The organism is Serratia sp. 2723 (genome assembly GCF_050434425.1).
GTDB lineage: Bacteria > Pseudomonadota > Gammaproteobacteria > Enterobacterales > Enterobacteriaceae > Chania.
On sequence record NZ_JBNDIN010000004.1, the window covers coordinates 255,270 to 272,617 of the forward strand.

General features: G+C 53.5%; 16 protein-coding genes. 3 read left to right on the forward strand and 13 right to left on the reverse strand.

Annotated features, from left to right (window positions below; all coding sequences use genetic code 11):
- Positions 1-58: 58 nt before the first annotated feature.
- From fadD to ABIE29_RS08245, 4 genes are all read right to left on the reverse strand, one after another.
- On the reverse strand, positions 59-1,747 hold the full coding sequence (gene fadD / locus ABIE29_RS08230) for a long-chain-fatty-acid--CoA ligase FadD (protein WP_429617859.1): 1,689 nt from the start codon (positions 1,745-1,747) through the stop codon (positions 59-61).
- 229 nt (positions 1,748-1,976) lie between these two features.
- Complete coding sequence (locus ABIE29_RS08235; protein WP_429618074.1) at positions 1,977-2,567, reverse strand: Slp family lipoprotein; 591 nt, start codon at positions 2,565-2,567, stop codon at positions 1,977-1,979.
- A gap of 105 nt (positions 2,568-2,672) precedes the next feature.
- Complete coding sequence (gene tsaB / locus ABIE29_RS08240; RefSeq protein ID WP_024487104.1) at positions 2,673-3,374, reverse strand: tRNA (adenosine(37)-N6)-threonylcarbamoyltransferase complex dimerization subunit type 1 TsaB; 702 nt, start codon at positions 3,372-3,374, stop codon at positions 2,673-2,675.
- A gap of 72 nt (positions 3,375-3,446) precedes the next feature.
- The gene (locus ABIE29_RS08245) at positions 3,447-5,348 is read right to left on the reverse strand and encodes an ATP-dependent DNA helicase (protein WP_429617861.1); all 1,902 of its coding nucleotides are present in this window, start codon (positions 5,346-5,348) and stop codon (positions 3,447-3,449) included.
- 133 nt (positions 5,349-5,481) lie between these two features.
- Here ABIE29_RS08245 and ABIE29_RS08250 point away from each other — a divergent pair, with 133 nt between their 5' ends.
- Positions 5,482-5,826, forward strand: a complete 345-nt coding sequence (locus ABIE29_RS08250; protein WP_429617862.1) for a RidA family protein — start codon at positions 5,482-5,484, stop codon at positions 5,824-5,826.
- 63 nt (positions 5,827-5,889) lie between these two features.
- Here ABIE29_RS08250 and mdtI read toward each other — a convergent pair whose 3' ends face one another.
- From mdtI to dagR, 9 genes are all read right to left on the reverse strand, one after another.
- Positions 5,890-6,219: a multidrug/spermidine efflux SMR transporter subunit MdtI gene (mdtI, locus tag ABIE29_RS08255; protein ID WP_021181166.1), complete on the reverse strand. Its 330-nt coding sequence runs from the start codon at positions 6,217-6,219 to the stop codon at positions 5,890-5,892.
- A complete protein-coding gene (gene mdtJ, locus ABIE29_RS08260; RefSeq protein WP_024528744.1) occupies positions 6,206-6,574 on the reverse strand; it encodes a multidrug/spermidine efflux SMR transporter subunit MdtJ in 369 nt (122 codons plus the stop codon). The genes mdtI and mdtJ overlap by 14 nt, the downstream gene beginning before the upstream one ends.
- A 552-nt stretch (positions 6,575-7,126) precedes the next feature.
- Positions 7,127-7,873 (reverse strand): 2-dehydro-3-deoxy-phosphogluconate aldolase, encoded by a 747-nt coding sequence (gene dagF / locus ABIE29_RS08265; protein ID WP_161711657.1) that lies wholly within the window; start codon positions 7,871-7,873, stop codon positions 7,127-7,129.
- Complete coding sequence (gene dgaE, locus ABIE29_RS08270; protein ID WP_429617865.1) at positions 7,860-8,984, reverse strand: D-glucosaminate-6-phosphate ammonia lyase; 1,125 nt, start codon at positions 8,982-8,984, stop codon at positions 7,860-7,862. Before dgaE ends, dagF begins: the two co-directional genes overlap by 14 nt.
- Before the next feature lie 10 nt (positions 8,985-8,994).
- Positions 8,995-9,855 (reverse strand): PTS system mannose/fructose/sorbose family transporter subunit IID, encoded by an 861-nt coding sequence (locus ABIE29_RS08275; protein WP_161629439.1) that lies wholly within the window; start codon positions 9,853-9,855, stop codon positions 8,995-8,997.
- Positions 9,855-10,601, reverse strand: coding sequence for a PTS mannose/fructose/sorbose/N-acetylgalactosamine transporter subunit IIC (locus ABIE29_RS08280; protein ID WP_021806649.1), 747 nt, complete (start codon positions 10,599-10,601; stop codon positions 9,855-9,857). The genes ABIE29_RS08275 and ABIE29_RS08280 overlap by 1 nt, the downstream gene beginning before the upstream one ends.
- Before the next feature lie 32 nt (positions 10,602-10,633).
- Positions 10,634-11,119, reverse strand: a complete 486-nt coding sequence (locus tag ABIE29_RS08285) for a PTS system mannose/fructose/N-acetylgalactosamine-transporter subunit IIB (RefSeq protein WP_429617867.1) — start codon at positions 11,117-11,119, stop codon at positions 10,634-10,636.
- A 5-nt stretch (positions 11,120-11,124) separates the two neighbouring features.
- The gene (locus ABIE29_RS08290) at positions 11,125-11,541 is read right to left on the reverse strand and encodes a PTS sugar transporter subunit IIA (protein ID WP_429617869.1); all 417 of its coding nucleotides are present in this window, start codon (positions 11,539-11,541) and stop codon (positions 11,125-11,127) included.
- A 137-nt stretch (positions 11,542-11,678) separates the two neighbouring features.
- Positions 11,679-14,489 (reverse strand): transcriptional regulator DagR, encoded by a 2,811-nt coding sequence (gene dagR / locus ABIE29_RS08295; protein ID WP_429617870.1) that lies wholly within the window; start codon positions 14,487-14,489, stop codon positions 11,679-11,681.
- An 839-nt stretch (positions 14,490-15,328) separates the two neighbouring features.
- Here dagR and ABIE29_RS08300 point away from each other — a divergent pair.
- Together ABIE29_RS08300 and ABIE29_RS08305 are read left to right on the forward strand one after the other, a co-directional pair.
- Positions 15,329-16,864 carry a hypothetical protein gene (locus ABIE29_RS08300; protein WP_429617872.1) on the forward strand — a complete coding sequence of 512 codons (1,536 nt, stop codon included), beginning with the start codon at positions 15,329-15,331 and terminating at the stop codon, positions 16,862-16,864.
- Between the two features lie 21 nt (positions 16,865-16,885).
- Complete coding sequence (locus tag ABIE29_RS08305) at positions 16,886-17,326, forward strand: toxin-activating lysine-acyltransferase (RefSeq protein WP_429617874.1); 441 nt, start codon at positions 16,886-16,888, stop codon at positions 17,324-17,326.
- Positions 17,327-17,348 lie beyond the last annotated feature (22 nt).

Genomic DNA, 17,348 nt, shown 5'->3' on the forward strand with positions numbered 1-17,348 from the left:
ACACAACAACGCCGGCTTAATTCACCGGCGCGGTTGAAAAGGAGCAGTAACGATTGGCCTAGGCGGCATCGGCAGCCTTGGGCTTTTTCTGTTCGTCACGCAGTTCCCGTCGTAAGATCTTGCCGACGTTCGACTTCGGCAACTCGTCACGGAACTCAACAATTTTTGGCACTTTATACCCTGTCAGGTGCCGACGGCAATGGGTGAGCAACTCTTCTTTGGTGAGTGTCTGATCTTTCTTCACCACACAAATCTTCACCGCTTCACCCGAGGCATCGCTTGGCACCCCGATGGCCGCACATTCCAGCACTTTCGGATGCTGGCTGACTACCTCTTCGATCTCGTTCGGATAGACGTTAAAACCAGAAACCAGGATCATATCTTTCTTACGATCAACGATGCGGATAAAGCCCTGCTCATCCACGGTAACCACATCCCCGGTCGCCAACCAGCCGTCCTGCAACACTTCGTCCGTCGCCTCTGGCCGTTGCCAATAGCCTAACATAACTTGTGGCCCTTTAACCCAAAGTTCGCCTGGTTGACCGATTGGCACATCTTTACCTTCATCATCCACCAGCCGGATGTCGGTAGATGGCACCGGCAGGCCGATGCTGCCACTGTAATGCTTCAAATCATGTGGGTTGCCAGCAACCAGCGGAGAACACTCCGTCAGTCCATAGCCTTCCAGCAAATGATGGCCGGTCAGCTTTTCCCACTTTTCCGCCACCGATCTCTGCACCGACATCCCACCGCCGACCGAAAGCCGCAGCGAGGAGAAGTCGAGTTTCTGGAAATCCTCATTGTTCAATAACGCATTGAACAGGGTATTTACCCCGGTCATGGCGCTGAACGGGTATTTTGCCAGCTCCTTCACCAGGCCCGGGATATCACGCGGGTTGGTGATTAGCAGACTACGGCCGCCCAACTCGATAAACAGTAGGCAGTTCACCGTCAATGCAAAGATGTGATACAGCGGCAAGGCGGTGACCACCAACTCCTGCCCTTCACGCAGTAGCGGCACATAAGCCGCCTTGGCTTGTACCAGGTTGGCCTGCATGTTGCGGTGGGTCAGCATCGCGCCTTTCGCCACGCCGGTAGTGCCGCCGGTATACTGCAGGAACGCCAGATCGGTATTGATAATATCGGGCTTCACATACTGCAGGCGGCGGCCACGCTGCAACGCACTGCGAAACGAGATGGCATCCGGCAGGTCGTACTTCGGCACCAGCCGCTTGATGTACTTCACCACAAAGTTGACCAGCGTCCCCTTGGCTGCGGAGAGCTGGTCGCCCATGCGGGTCAGAATAACGTGTTTAACCTGCGTTTTGAACACCACCTTTTCCAAGGTGTGGGCAAAGTTAGAGACGATGACAATCGCACTGGCACCGCTGTCGTTCAGTTGATGTTCCAATTCACGGGGGGTGTATAGCGGGTTGACGTTAACCACCACCATCCCCGCCCGCAAAATACCGAACAGAGCGATCGGGTATTGCAACAGGTTGGGCATCATCAGCGCCACACGGTCGCCTTTCTTCAGCCCCAATTCGTTTTGCAGGTAGGCGGCAAACGCTCGGCTGCGCTCTTCCAGCTTGCGGAAGGTCATCACCTCACCCATGTTGATAAAGGCGGGTTGATCCGCGTAACGGGCAACCGCATTCTCAAACATTTCGATCAGGGATGAGTATTGATCGGCATCGATTTCTGCCGGAACATCCGCCGGGTAACGTTTTAACCAGACCTTTTCCAAGCTATTACTCCTGAAATCATTACTAATTATCATCGTAGCCCCCAAAATTGCAGCCAAACTTTAACAATATTTTAACTCAGCGTACCAGTTTGGGTTTTAAACAATATTCAGGTTGCGATGTGCGTCACTAATTGCCGACGCAACCGCACAACAAAAAAAGTTAAGGCGGCCATTAAGCCGCCTTAAATTGTAAAAACTAACCTACTTGCCGAGGCCTAAACCTGCGACCTTACTCCGTAACAAAAGTTTGCACCTGCGCCGGACCTGGATTATACCAGCCATAACCCCCGCCCCAACCTGGACCCCACGGGCCATGATGCCAGCCCCACGGCCCCATCGGCTGTGGCGGCATGACTATCTGCTGGGCGATGCGCCAACGCTTGAAGCCGGTTGCATCCATGGTGACAAAGCGGTAAGGCGTCATGCCAATCTTACCGTCCCGTAGGCCGGTGATCGGCCCAACCACGGTGACCAACTGCCCTCTGAAATCGACCGGGTCGAGGAAGCCATTAACCGAAGCCAGCAAACGCCCTTGCGATGGTTCCCCCAATATCGGGCGGGCGCCAGAATCGAGCGGCACCGCTGCAATCTCCAGTATGGTACGCCCACGTTCATTAGCCACCGCAACCACGGTACCGCCGAAGCGTGCCTCCGCACCGGTAAACTGTTTCGGCGCGTTTTGCACCATCGACAGTTGGCCGACCGGCGTGGGGCTGGTGCCTTGGATGGCATCCGGAATGGTCACACAGCCAGAGAGCGCCAATACGCTGCCTGCGATTGCCAGCGTTAACAACTTTTTACTCAAAGTACGGGTTAACATCATCGCAATCTCCTGAATTAGCTGTAACTTCGACAACACTCCTCAGCGCAAGTTGCAGGCGGATCGGTTTTCTCATCGGCAGCAACTTAAAATAACTATAGGAAACTATTCGCGTCCCGGCAGCTTCTTCCAGGTCACTTCGTTACGTAAATAGGTCGGCTCAGCATTTTCCACGCTGACCGCCAGACCTTGTTGCCAGGCCTGTAGCGCCAGAGGCAGCATATCTTCGGCCTGCGGCAACAGCATTTGCCCGTCGGTAACGTTCAGCGAAGAACCGGCAACCAAATCCGGATAGGTTTGCCAGCCGGTACCCACATGGGCCCAATCGCCTTGCAAATGCTGCGCACGCTCCAGAGCCTGCTGTGGAGACAGTACCGCTTCCCCTGCGCTTTCCAGCCACTGACCATCAAGCTGGCGTTCAAACTGGCCCCAATAGACCTCCCCCATCCGGGCGTCGATCGCCGCCAACACTCGTTGCGCGCCGGTCATACGCCAGGCACCTTGCGCCATGGTTTGCAGCGTGGAAATCCCGAGCATCGGCAGTTCAGCTCCAAGCGCTAGCCCTTGGGCAATACCAATGCCGATACGCACACCGGTAAAGCTACCGGGGCCACGGCCAAAGGCCAAGGCATCGAGTTGTGAAAGAGATAATCCGGATTCGGCCAGCACCTGCTGTACCAGCGGCAAAATGCGCTGGGTGTGCTCGCGCGGGCACAGTTCAAACAGGGCGTGGACTTCGCCTTGATTCCAGATAGCGACAGAACATGCTTCCGTCGCCGTATCGATCGCTAAAATTCGCGTGGACATGCCAAACCTCAGGCGGGAAATATCAGTGGTTTCATACAGGGCGCGCATTGTAGCACACCCCCGAAGTCGCGCCTATTCACCCTTGAGAAAGGCAATAGCCTGTGCCAGATCGCGGGTACGCGGCGTTGGTGGCAGGCTGTTGAGGAACACTTCACCATAAGGGCGCATCACCAGGCGGTTATCACAAATTACCAGCACGCCCCGATCGTCGGTATCGCGGATCAGACGGCCAACCCCCTGTTTCAGCGTAATCACCGCATCGGGCAGTTGCACATCGTTGAACGGATCACCGCCGCGCAAACGGCAATCCTCAATGCGCGCCTTCAGCAACGGATCGTCCGGCGAGGTAAACGGCAGCTTATCGATAATCACGCAGGAGAGCGCATCACCGCGCACATCTACCCCTTCCCAGAAGCTGCTGGTTGCCACCAGTAACGCATTGCCCGCCTCGACAAACTGCGCCAACAGTTGACCCTTGCTGGTTTCCCCTTGCAACAGCACCGGCAGCGTCAAGGTGGCGCGGAACTCTTCGGCCAGCTCACGCATCATCTGGTGCGAGGTGCAGAGGAAGAAACAGCGGCCCAGGTTGGCCTCAATCATTGGCCGCAGCATCCGGGCCAGTTGGCGTGCGCCACCAGGTTGATTCGGCGAAGGCAGGAAACGTGGCACGCACAACAGCGCCTGATTGGCATAATCAAACGGGCTGGGTAGCAGTAAGGTTTTGGCCTTATTCAGCCCCAAGCGATCGGTAAAGTGACCCATTTGCTCATTCACCGACAGCGTTGCCGAGGTGAAAATCCAACTGCCCGGCTTTTCATCCAGCATCTCGCGGAAGCGGTCTGATACCGTCAATGGCGTCAGCGCCAACACAAAACTGCGTGAGTTACATTCATACCAATAGCTGAAGCCGGGTTCGTTGACCTCTTTGAGCCGCTTCAGACGGGCGCGGAACTGCGTCGCACGCTCGAAGGCAGCATCCAGCAACGCCGAACGGCCAAGGGAAAGCTTGACCACGTCGTAACACAGCTCCAACGCATCATCGAGCAACAGCAAGGCGCGCTGGACGTTAGGCTGAGTAAGCACCTCGCGCAGGTTGCCGCGAAAACCCGGTTCTCCCAGCGCTAAACGGAAATCCTGCGTACTCTGGCTAAGGCGATCGGCGCTCTTTTGCAACTGTGCGCTGTCGCGTACCTCGGTGCGGTAGGCAATGGTGATGTCTTTGGCCAGATCCATCAGTTGGCGGCTGGTCAGCTGCTTGCCGAAGTATTGGCTGGCGATATCCGGGATCTGATGCGCTTCGTCGAAGATCATCACGTCCGCTTCCGGGATCAGTTCGGCAAAACCGCCCTCCTTGACCACCATATCCGCCAGAAACAGATGATGGTTGACCACCACCACGTCGGCGTCCATCGCCCGGCGTCGGGCCTTGACCACGAAACACTCTTTATACAGCGGGCAATCGCTTCCGAGACAGTTATCGTTGGTGCTGGTCACCAATGGCCAGACAAAGCTGTCTTCCGCCACATCGCTGCAGGAGCTGATATCCCCTTCTTCCGTCAGGGTTGACCAACTGCGCAGCCGCACCAGATCGATCAGCGTCTGGCCAGCCAGTTCGCCACCGGCCATGGATTGCTGCTCCAGACGTTCCAGGCACAGATAGTTGGAACGCCCCTTCAGCAGCGCCAGCTTGCCTTTATATTTTAATGCCTTGGCCACGGTGGGCAGATCGCGAGCGTAAAGCTGGTCCTGCAAGGCCTTGGAGCCAGTGGAAATAATCACCTTGCGCTTTGAACGCAGCGCCGGTGCCAGATAGGCGTAGGTTTTACCGGTGCCGGTTCCTGCCTCGACGACCAGTTCCTGTTTGAAATTGATGGCTTCCGTTACCGCCTCTGCCATCAATCTTTGCGGTTCACGGGGTTTGAACCCTTTAATTGCCTGCGCCAATGCGCCTTCTGGTGCGAAATCGTCTGCCACGCTATCTCTCTGCCGGTATCATTCAGCGGTGATTATGCCAAGCCTGCCACGCCGCTACCACCGACTTTATCCACACACACATCCGTTGCTAGCTGTGATACGCTTATGACGTTGATGATAAGGAGATAATTGCATGAATATCGAACGAATTGATCCGGCACAGCGCTGGTCAGAAGCGGTGATCCACAATGACACCGTTTATTACACCAGCGTCCCGGAAAATCTCGACGATGACGCTACGGCGCAAACTGCCAACACCTTGGCCGCTATCGATGTACTGTTGGAGCGAGTGGGTTCGGACAAGAGCCGGATTTTAGACGCCACCATTTTCCTGGCCAACGGCGATGATTTTGCCGCCATGAATGCCGCCTGGGATGCCTGGGTAGTTGCAGGCAACGCACCGGTACGTTGTACCGTAGAAGCACGTCTGATGAATCCTAAATACAAAGTTGAAATCAAGATCATCGCGGCGCTGTAAAACAAAAAACCGCAGGCCATACCCTTAATCCAAGAGTAGATACCTGCGGTTATTATTTGGCTGTTAAGCCAGTTTGATGATGACCATCCCCGTCAATAACAGGGCCAGCCCCATCCAGCCTTTGGCATTGAGCCGTTGACCGAACAGGATCCAACCGGCAGCGATGGTGGCAGCAATACCGAAACCGCCCCACAGCGCATAAGCGACCGAAAGATCGATCCCCTTCACCGCCTGCGCCAGCGCACTGAACGCCCCTAATACCGACACCAGAGACAACAGCCCCAGCCAAACTCGGCTAAAACCGTTAGACATCTTCAGAAAGATGTTGGCCACAATCTCCAGTACGATGGCCAAAGCCAGAAACCCAATGTGGTACAACTCAAGCTGTTGCATGGTTGTCACCTCGTGGGCTGACCTGTTTTCGTGGCTTGCGGGTGCCGGATTTCACCAGCAGGATCCCGGCAATCAACGCCACCAGACCCAGCACTTTCAGCGCCGAGATTGGCTCATCAAACAGCATCACGCTAAACAGGGTAATAAACAGGATGCCGATCCCTTCCCATAAGGCGTAAGCAACGCCCAGGGCCACGCGTTTTACCGCTAATGACAGCATGATGTAAGACAAGGTGATCATCACGTACATGACGATGTGTCCGGTCATACCGCCGCTGACGCTAGCGTATTTCATGGACAGGGTGCCGATAATTTCAGCGGTAATGGCAAAGCCTAAAAAGATCCAATAAATCATAATTTTTCTCCCAAACGGCGAATCACGCACGCTAAGGCGTATTTATCCCAATCTATCTCATCAAACAGGCGCACGGCGGCGCTTGAGATACAGAAATCTCTGGGGATAAACCTACCCAAACGTATTAAAGAAGTTTGTCCGGCAACGCCAAACGACGGGAAGTAAACCCTGTCATCAGCACCGGTTAAGGGAGAAAGACGCTATAGCTCGCTGCACCAGTGATGCTCACTGGCAAGAATGGCAGAAAGGAAAAGTTGGCAACAAGATGTTCTGAGAGGCGTTCCATTAAGTTTCATCATAATTATTCTCTATCTTCAGCCGCACACCGTGCGATTTGCCCAATATCCTCATGAATGTAAAATTTTCAACTGCATTAGTTTTACCATAGCGAAAATCAGAAAGCAAACCGCCGTTTTCACATTTAGCGAAAAAAAATGGTTTATAAATAAGAACGTTAATGTTTTCAAAAATTAAAAAAGGCTCGGATTTTCATCTGAGCCTTGCAAGAATGTCAGCAACCGGTAAGTGCGGCAGATTCAAGCGCCACGCGCCTTAGCGCAGGATCTGTTTGATGCCTTCCAGCAGCGATGCGACCTCTTCGGCACGGGTCTCTCCGCTGTGCGGATCGATGATGGAACTGTAAACGTGTGGCATCACCTTTGCGACTCCAGCGTCAAGGCAGGTTTCCAGTATTGGCAGGAAGTTTCGCGTATCGATCCCGCCGGTGGGTTCGATCATGGTCATGCCATTGCGTACGCAACTTTCCGCCAATGCGCGCAGTTCTGCCAACGACGATAAGCCGCCCATCGGGAAGAATTTGGCCGCGTGCCCCCCCAGATCGAGGATCATACGCACCGCGCTGTCACAACTCACCACGGCAGGCTCGCCTTGGCTGCTGTGAACCCCGGTGGAAATGATCACCTTCCCTGGCGTGCCGGTAGGCGAGATCAAGGCATTAATGCAGGTATTGCTGATGCCACGGGCTGCCAATGCACCCGCGGCAAAACCACAGCCGGTGAAGGTTTGGTTGACGTGTGCGGGCGCGGTGGCCGCCGCAATCATCGCCGCCTTATAAAACTGTGCCGCTGACCCCGCCCCCAGGCCAACGGAAATCGCCGGGATGTGCTCCATCCAGCGCTTCACCTCGGCCACACCCTGTTCCACGTTGGTAAACTGCGCCGAAATCACACCGATAGCAGCATGTCCTTCGGCGGCATGGTGTACCTGTAATGCGTTAGGAATATCTTTGGCCAGCACGTTGATGGCCACTCGCCCCTGGTAAAAATCAAGCTGTTGCATGTTGCCCCCTGGCCTGTTGCACAATTTCCGTCAGCCGCGCCACAATCAACGCAAAATCGTCGTCGCGCAGCGCCCGTGGATCGAAGCTGAAGACGCCCTGATTCAGCCAGTAATGGCGGGTGTAAATCGCCACCTCGCCAGTGCGCAGTTGCTCTTCCACCTGATAGGCGGTTAATCCTAGCCTGGAGGCGTCCACGTTTACCCGCACCCGATAAATCGCTCGCCCGGCTTCATCCTGTTCGATTTCAGCCTGTAGGCCAGGCAACGCGGATATCTGCTGTGCCAGATCGCGCAGCGCCGGTAATTGGCGGCTCCAGTCCGGCTGATGCTGCTGATAATGATCCAGTGCCATCACCAGCCCCACCATGTTCTCTTTACCGATCTTCATAGCGCGCGCAATGCCGTTATGCTGGGCCTTGCAGCAGGCGATCCAATGTCGATCGCCGGTGACAAAACCGGAGGTTGGTGCGTCCAACGCTTTAGCTCCACTGTAAACCACCATGTTGGCCCCGGCAGCCACGTAGGCCCGCAAATCTTCCTCTGCGGCCGCATCCACAATCAGCGGCAACCCGGCATCGCGGGCCACGGCAACAAAATCGCTTAGCGTCACCATGCCTTTTTGCACACAGTGATGCGACTTAACGTAAAACAGTGCCGCCGTCTGCGCTGTGACGGCTTTTGCCAGTTGCCAGCGGGCCGCCAGATTGCTTTGTCCCACCTCAACCACCTTACCGCCTCCTAACCGGATAGCGGTGGTGATCGGCGCGCCGTAGTCAATATTGTGGCCACGCAGCATGACGATCTCATTCGCCAGACCGTCACTGCACGGCATCTGCGCCACCCGGTCCGCTTCCCCTTGGGTAATAGCTGCCGCGACCGCAATCGCCACCCCGGCGGAAGCGCAGGAAGTCACATAGCTGTCTTGCGCACCGGTATGCCGAGAGATGAGTTCGCCAACGCGATCCACCAGCGCATCAATCTCCACAAAGGCTGACGCCGCCTCGGCCGTAGCGGCCATCACTTCTTTCGGCACCGAAGAAACACCAAGGATGGTCATCTTGCCACTGGCATTGATCACCCGTTTCAGCCCGAGCCGTTGATAAATATTCATCGTTGCTCCATTACAAAATGCCTAACAGGGAACACACCACGCTCAGTACCACCACCGAAAGCAGAATGGTGGTATAGCGCGGCCCTTTTTTGACCAGATAGAAGTAGATCGAGAACACCGCAGCCAGCGGCAACAGGCCGGGGGCGATGGAATCCAGGATCTGTTGCACCACCACTTCGGAGCCTTCCAACGCGCTGATTTTCAGCGGCGAGGTGATCTTGACGTAGCTGGCAGACAGCGCCCCCATCATGATCAGCCCGAGCACGTTGGCTCCGTAGATCAGCTCTTTTATCTTGCCCCCTTGCAACAGCCCGATGATTGACTCCCTTCCCAGCGTGTAACCTTTGTGGGCCAAGCCGTAGCTGATCGCCATGGTGATCACGGTATACAGCACTACCGGCATGATGCCGCCCATGGCGCTGCCGTTGGCCGCGAAGGGTATGAAGATGGCAATCAGCAGCGGCATGATCGCCGCCCAGACCACCGAGTCACCAATCCCGGCCAGCGGCCCCATCAGGCCGGTTTTGATCCCGGTGATGGACGAATCGGAAATCGGCTCGCCACGGGTTTTCTGTTCTTCCATGGCGATGGCTACGCCCTGGATCACTGCACCGAAGGTCTGTTCGCTGTTGAAGAAGTTCAGGTGGCGTTTCAGTGCCTCAACCTGCTCTTCTTTCTGCGGATAGAGCTTTTTGATAATCGGCGTCATTGAGGCGCAGAAAATCAGGCTCTGTAAACGCTCGTAAGAGTTGGAGACTTCGGCTCCCAGCCAGTAAATAAACCAGGCTTTGGTGATGTCCCGCTTGGTCAGCACGTTGGTTTGCCGTGCTCTTTCCACCAGTTCGTGTTGCATGATGTCGCTGCTCATGATCAGGCTCCCTCACCTTTGGCCATGTTTTTAACCAGGAATGCCGCGCAGGTACCGAAGATGGCCATCGCCATGATGTCGACCTTGAGGTACAGCACCGCGAAGAATCCGGCAATAAAGTAAGGCAGCAGGCTTTTCTTGCCGATCACCATGATGGTGATCGCAAAGCCCAGCGCAGGCAGAATGCCGCCCATGATTTCGAACGAGTGGGTCAGCCAGTGTGGCATCAGCGCCAGGAATTTCTCGACCACGCCCTGGCCGAAATAGTTGGCGGCAAACACCACCGGGAAGCGGATCACCAGGCCAAGCAGCGCCGGATACAGGAAGGCACAGCGCATGATCCCGCTGATATTGGCCTCTTCCGCATGCTTATCGGCCATATGTACCCAGACGGCGTTCACGGTGCGGCGTAACTGGTCAACGAACACGCCGATCACCCCAAACGGGATTGCCAACGCGATCGCCAGGTTAGGATCCATCCCCGCTTTCACGGCGATAGGCAGTGCGATACAAGCCGCCAGCGCCGGATCTGAAGGGACGTTGCCGCCCGGCGTAGAGGTGACGCCCAGATACACCAGCTGCATCCCGGCACCGATAATCATCGCCGTTTTCATATCCCCCAGCAGGAAGCCGACGAATACCGCGATGGCGATGGGTTGTACCAACATACCGGAGAGGGTGTAACCCAAACGCAGGCGGGCAAACCAGTAATACAGCCCCATACAGATGGCAACGGTCAAGTTATCCATGTTATTGCTCCTAATCGATCAGACGCCGAATATCAGAACTTCTTCAAAATATCTGCCAGTGCCTGCGGCTTGTCTTCCGGGATGGTCTGGAAGAACACCGTCACACCGCGTTGCTGGAGGTCACGCAGGATCGCCACATCAGCCTCATCCAGCGTAATGTTCTGGAATACCGCTTTACGGTTCGGCCCACCGCCCAGGCCACCCACCTGGATATTTTTGACGTCAAACCCGTCGACCACCGCTTGTTGCACCGCAGCCAGATTCGGGAACAGCACTAACACATTGCCCTCTCCCAGCTGGTTCTCCCGCCAAGCCGCCGCAAAGCTCTGGTTGCCATAGCAATCCACTTTCACATTCGGCGGAGCGGCCATCAGATAGATGCTTTTCATAAACGGATCGGCTTCCAGCTCATCACTCACTACCGCGATACGGTTGGCTTGTGACTGCCCAACCCATTTGGTGACGACCTGCCCGTGGATCAAACGGCTGTCAATGCGACATAAAACGATGTTAGCCATAATGATTATTCCCCTGATGTTATTGATTTAATTTGTTTAACTACGTCGAGGCAGCTGTTGCGCCCCAGTTCAACCAACTCATCGAGATGGCTGAGAAGATTGCCCTGCTCGCGTAAATCGATAGCGGCCAGCAGCAAGGTGGCGTTCAGGCCGGAAATCACACCGATGGCGTAGTCACGGCTCAATCGTGCCGCCACATTGGAGGTAGTGCCGCCGATAAAGTCGGTGAGGATCAATGAGCCCTCCGGCATGGTTTTCACCTGTTGTTCAACGCGCTCATGGAACTCCGCCAGCGTGTCGACCGGCATCAGCGCGATATCGAATACCCCACTGGTTTCTCCAATCACCATGCGGACGCTTTCACGCAGTTGTTGGCCCCAGCCGCCGTGGGTCAGTAGTAAAATCTGTGGTAATGCAGCCAAAATGGCCTCCTGGCAATCTATTGAAAGTCATCGAAAATTTCCGTTCCCTAGAGATATAGCAATGCCTGTGCCAACTTTGTGGCACGCCGGGAGGAGGTCAGTGGTGAGCGGGCCATCAAGGCCCGCCAGGGTGGGGTTTAGCGGTAGAGTAGCTCGTAGATATAAAAATATTCCGCATCGGACAGGCGGATAGAATAGGCACGTTCAATCGGTGAAAACGCGTCTTTGATGACAGAAAACGCCTGTTGATCGATATCCTGCTGGGCATCCAGAGCAATCTGTAACGGTTTGTGGCTTAAAACGATACGCTCCACCATGCAACAGCAGTGGATCAGGAAGCGAAGTGTCACTTGCCTTGAGGGCTGTAGATCCAACGTGCGGCAAATCTGATGCAACACCGCTTCGATCTCTTGCAGGATACGTTGGGGATTGAGCACGGAAATATGGTTGATGATGCTCTCCAGCGTCAGCGCACTGATGAAGCGCATTGAACAACGCTCCACCTGCAACTGGCGTTCGGCACTGCCAAGGTCCGGGTTCAACAAGCTGAGTACCAGCTCCGGCCCCTGTTCGGAGAACAGCTCTTCCAATGCGATAAACGGAATATCCGGCAAGCCGGGCTGGAAGGTGCCCACGATCCCCACCAGGCGTTCGTTGCCCCCAATCGCCTGACGCAACCGCTCCAGGCTACGCACTTCGTTGTAATCCACCAATACCATGCGAGTGTCTTCCGCCATCAGCTCACCGAAACTTTCCTCCAGCACCTTCTTGATCTTCACCGCCGTGCCCATCCCGGTAATACAGGAGATGGCCAACACCTTGCCGGTTTCGTCTTCACGCTGGTCATAAAGCTGATGGGCAATCCCTTTGCTGGCCATCAGTTCCATCAAGGGGGCGAAATCACTGGTTTCATAGGTCAGATCCAGCCCAATTTCCAGCAACGCCCCCATGGTGATGTTCTGGATCAGCAGCACATCGATGTGGAACAGTTTGCTGACGGTGCTGGCAAAGTGCACCAACGAGCCGATATCCACTATCAGGATCAAGCGCTGATAGCGCTTTTCCCGCAGTGTGGCGATCAGTAATTCCAATGTGTCATGCACCGACTGCTCAAACGGCATATCGATGGCGGTAAACAGCTCACATTCCAGCACCCGATTGACATAGTGCGCCATGCTGCTGGCCGTGGTGGTACCGTGGCCGATCAACATGGCACCACAATCGGGGTTAACCTCCTTGCGCTGCCGGAAACTGCGGCACTCCTTCAAAAACAGGCACAGGTAGACGATTTCAGTCGACGGGCATTGGATGTGGAAGATTTCATTGATTTTGCGGCATAGCTGGTTGGCGTTGTCGTACTCATCCTTGCAGTAATCCAGGATCAGGCTGGAGGAGTATAGGTTAGGGATCAGCCCTTTCTGCACATAGGAAAGCAGCGCCAGCAGGTGTTTGCGCAGATGGCCGGCCATATTCTGTGGCAGCGGGAAACCCAACACCTGTTCAATGCAGCCGATTAACAGGGTGATGCGTTGCTCAACCTGGCCGCCATAATAGCGTTCCTCGCTTTCCCCACCGTTGCGGCTGTACAGCCCATATTCAAAAATGGTACGTAGCTTGTTCTTCAGGATTGACAGGGTTTCCTGCGGCGGCACATTGCTGTTGCGCAGGTTGACGTATTCGCGCGTCAGATAGGTGTAAAACAGATCGCTGTCCTGCTCGCTGCTCAAGGCGCTCAGATGCTGCTTGAGCTGCTCCATAGGCTGTGAGCTGATGTCCAGATACTCCTGCTGACCAAATAGCGCATCCACCAGCAGGCGGCTGCTTGCGCTGGCTGAGTGCGGTACGTCCATCAGCCGCTTATCCAGCAGCAACCTTGGGCTACTGTGTCCCATCCCACTGGCCCAAGCCTGGGCACAAAAGAATTGGATATCGCTTTTGAGTTGGCCGATGTTGCCGCTCAGTGGTTTTTCCAGCAGATAGAGCAGCAACCCCTTATCCAGGCGGATAATGCGACCAATCTTGCGGCTCTCAAGCTGTAAGAAACCGGTAATGATTTCTACCAGTTCCTCCAGCGAGCGTTCCCGCAGCGCCGGTATGGCAATCGACACCTGAATACGCCGCAGGAAAGTGCGCAGCAGCGTAGAGTCTGGGCTTTCGGTGGTAGCACAAATCAACCGTACGCTGATAGGTCGGGCTTTATCGCTTGAACCCAGTGGCCGGTATTCGCCTTTATCGAGGATCGAAAACAGTTTCTCCTGCCCTTCGTAGGGCAAGCGGTGCACTTCATCGAGCAACAGAAAGCCACCATCCGCCTGTTCGATCAGACCACGTTTACTTTCAATCGCACCGGTAAACGCCCCCTGTTTGTGACCAAACAAATGGGATGAAAGCAGCTCCGGGTTATGGGCATACTCGGCACAGTTGAAATACACCAACGGGATTTGGCGCTGTGGCTGTTGCACCATGGCGAATTGGTGCATCACCTCGGCAAAGAAGGTTTTTCCCACCCCGGAAGGCCCGGTAAGCAACACATGCAATCCACCGGGATAAAGCACCGCCGCCTTGCCCTTCTCTACTGACAGCCGCAGACTGCGGTCATAACCAATTACCGTATGAAAAGGGTCATCACTGGCTGGCTGCGGCAAGGCTTTGGCGGGTAATAGATCCAGCAAGTCTTTGGCTTCCAGCCTGTCATCTGGCAACGACTGATCAATCAACTGCTCGCAGACTGCCCGGTGCAAAAACAGTACCGGGCGGGATTTAATCTTGATGACCAACCGCTCACCGTGCAACTCGTTGAGATCTTTACTGACGGAGTTACGCGCCAGCCCCAGGTTGAAAGCGATGGTTTCTGCGGCGAAACCACCAGCGCTTTGTTCCAGCGTTTCCCGGCTAAGCGTAAGGGTAAGACGTTCCAGCTCCTGGCGAACCGCATCTTTACGTTTCATTTTAACCTGTTGTTATTATTAATTATAAAGAAGAAAAAGACGGTGATTGGCAAGCGAACAGCCCATCAACCCGAAAACCATCCTAATACAGGGTTAGGGAAAACAACCACTGCAAAATGCGGAGTTGTGGTATTTGCAGGCAAAAAAACCCGATTTCTGTCTGAACCTTCGAATAACTTCAGCGACCTTAAAATGCGAAAATACAGGTAACACGTACCTAAGCAAGTGATAAAAACTTTCCCAGGCATCTTCTGTGCACGCATGGAGTGATATTTACCCTTGAGCAAATGCTACCTCCCCTGCTCCTTTCATCCGAGCCACAATGATCAATAATTATAGATACCAATAATATTTAGATGGTGTATCCACGCTCTCATCAATATAAAAACTGGCATTGGGCTGTCTGGGAAAGCCAGTATGGCGGGATATTCCATGTACCAACGGACTTAGTGAGGAATAATGACAATACTCTATTGACTTTTCATGATAATCGCTATAGCTTTATTTATTAAATGAGTATCATTGTCATTTGCATTATCATATTGGCAGCTCATTTTACTATTGTAGAAACAGAAAACGCTTAACTACGCGATGGTAATTACAACATCGGCAATTTATGGTTTTCCAATAGGATCTTGATGATACCTCTCATACGAAAGGAGTCTATATGAAACAATAAACGGGTATTGAACTATCGTTTCTCTATGGTTTTGAAGGTATCTCCGACGCCTTTGGTTTTCGGCTGCATAAACAAAATAGAAAATCACCGATGCCAAATTCATTAGCTGTCGAGTTACAACAGATACTGCTACCTAGTTGAGTCCTCAGATACTGGAAAAATGAAAATGAATAGCCTTTCTGCGCTTACTGAATATCTGGTTCCCTTTACGGCAAAAAAAATAGACACCCAGCTGCTTTGGAACAATCCCTTAGACAGTGATGTATTGGCTGAGCTGAAGACTGAGGCAAGTTACCTTATCGAGGATAATAAACGGCATTCGTGTTTCGATCCTCACAGCCAACTTTTAGCCGATGAAAAATTGTTTTATGCCGAACGCTATGGTGGCGGTGCGATCTCACACAACGGCGGTGGAGCCCGCTGCGGTTTTGATGGTCGCTGGCAGGTTAAAGGCATCGGTGCCAATGCATTAGTTGGCATAGGTTCCAAACAGGTCGACGGTGAACTGACGTTTACGGGCGCAGTGTTAGAAGCGCTGTGGGGAAATTTAATGGCTAAACTGCTGCCTTATGGTGCGGTGTCCAATAAAGCGATATTGCTAGCTGATAATGTCAGCATCTGCAACGCACCATTAACATCGTCGACGATACACGGCCGTCGGGCTTTATTAGTGCGAGAACCCGTTGTGCGCCCCGCCCATTTTTGCCGCGCTCCCTACTATCAACCCCATGCAGCAATGCTCTCGCAGCCAACGGATACTATCCGAGTAGAAAAATTGATCGCTGCCGTTCCCTCTTTGTTACCGCGCCCCTTGATGCTGGATGAGGAACAGTGGCTTGCATTAACGCAAGAAGAACGCGCCTTTTATGGCCTTTGTGAACTGGCCCAACGTCTTGCAACCCAGATTGCCTTTTGCCGCAGTCGTCATTTGGTGATGATGACGTCACCTTCCAATTGCGATATGCAGGGCCGGTTGCTCGATTTTCATGGTATGCGTAACGTTTTCCCCGGCGATCGGCAAGACGCTGGGCGCAGCTATATTCAACACAACAAGTTGAATCAAGATGCGCCATTGCTGCTGCGAGGCGTACAGGATCTCGGGTTCTATTTAGCCAAGTATCAATTCGGCACAGAATTTCTTTCTGCAACGCGGCAAAGTATCAGCGACTCCTTCAATAACGCCTATATACAGACACGCTTGCTGGAAAACCTTGAAATGGCGGGCTTTGATAAAACCTTTCTACAAGGCTTGATACTTACCAACGAGTGGGTAGTCTTTGGCGAGCGCCTGCAAAACATTTTCGACTTGTCCGCCGGCATCTTCACTCAGCGGCAAGGCCTAGGCCAGGGAAATACGCATCCGGCTATTATCCTGTTACACCAGTTGATCGACACTGGCGCGAGCGGCGTTGCTGCAAAAAATGCCACGACTGCGGGGGAGCAGTTCTCTCAAACTTTCCATCGGTTATGTGAGCAATATCTCCACGAATCACGGTCGCAGGGCATAACCGTTGCCGATCGACAAAAAACGATGAAAGATACCATCACCAGGAGACTGAGCCCTCGTGCTTTTATGACCCGTGAAACCATCTATCAGGAAATAGCCAGTTGGCACGGTGAAATAAATGAGGTCAGAGAACAGCTGCAGGCATACCAAATTAGTTTCGAGCACCAGGCAATAAGTATATTGCAATAATGAGCCTAAAGGGAGAGTTTAGTGAGCTTTATCAAAGATAAACAATATGGCAGAAATAAATTCAGCCGCTATGAGAGCCTGGGCTTTGCCGTAAGTTGCATGTTGATGAATCAAAATTACAGTTTGTATCATGTTAAAACACTGCAACTATGGACTCAGGAAGCCATTAATCAGAATCAGTTCAAGATCCTTTTTGATCACTTGGAAAACCCTTTAGGATATATTACCTGGGCCTATTTCAGACATGATACGTTAGCACGTTTCATCAACGATCCATCTTTCCTCCCCCATAGTTCTGAATGGAATGAAGGGGGGGCGTTATGTATTTTGGATTTCTGCTGTCAACCTGGTAGTGCCAGACTCTGTATGGATTACCTTAAAGACATAGCCCCGATAATAGATAGCGATTGCGTTTATTGGCGAGCAAAAAGATCCGGCAAACTAATGGTTGCGAAAAAATAAAAAGTACTAAATCAGGGATGAA

What these genes read in the sequence shown, in the direction of transcription:
- ABIE29_RS08235 (WP_429618074.1), bottom strand. Translation starts at nt 2,567, where the DNA reads ATGTTAACCCGTACTTTGAGTAAAAAGTTGTTAACGCTGGCAATCGCA.
- tsaB (WP_024487104.1), bottom strand. Translation starts at nt 3,374, where the DNA reads ATGTCCACGCGAATTTTAGCGATCGATACGGCGACGGAAGCATGTTCT.
- ABIE29_RS08250 (WP_429617862.1), top strand. Translation starts at nt 5,482, where the DNA reads ATGAATATCGAACGAATTGATCCGGCACAGCGCTGGTCAGAAGCGGTG.
- mdtI (WP_021181166.1), bottom strand. Translation starts at nt 6,219, where the DNA reads ATGCAACAGCTTGAGTTGTACCACATTGGGTTTCTGGCTTTGGCCATC.
- mdtJ (WP_024528744.1), bottom strand. Translation starts at nt 6,574, where the DNA reads ATGATTTATTGGATCTTTTTAGGCTTTGCCATTACCGCTGAAATTATC.
- dagF (WP_161711657.1), bottom strand. Translation starts at nt 7,873, where the DNA reads ATGCAACAGCTTGATTTTTACCAGGGGCGAGTGGCCATCAACGTGCTG.
- dgaE (WP_429617865.1), bottom strand. Translation starts at nt 8,984, where the DNA reads ATGAATATTTATCAACGGCTCGGGCTGAAACGGGTGATCAATGCCAGT.
- ABIE29_RS08280 (WP_021806649.1), bottom strand. Translation starts at nt 10,601, where the DNA reads ATGGATAACTTGACCGTTGCCATCTGTATGGGGCTGTATTACTGGTTT.
- ABIE29_RS08285 (WP_429617867.1), bottom strand. Translation starts at nt 11,119, where the DNA reads ATGGCTAACATCGTTTTATGTCGCATTGACAGCCGTTTGATCCACGGG.
- dagR (WP_429617870.1), bottom strand. Translation starts at nt 14,489, where the DNA reads ATGAAACGTAAAGATGCGGTTCGCCAGGAGCTGGAACGTCTTACCCTT.
- ABIE29_RS08300 (WP_429617872.1), top strand. Translation starts at nt 15,329, where the DNA reads ATGAAAATGAATAGCCTTTCTGCGCTTACTGAATATCTGGTTCCCTTT.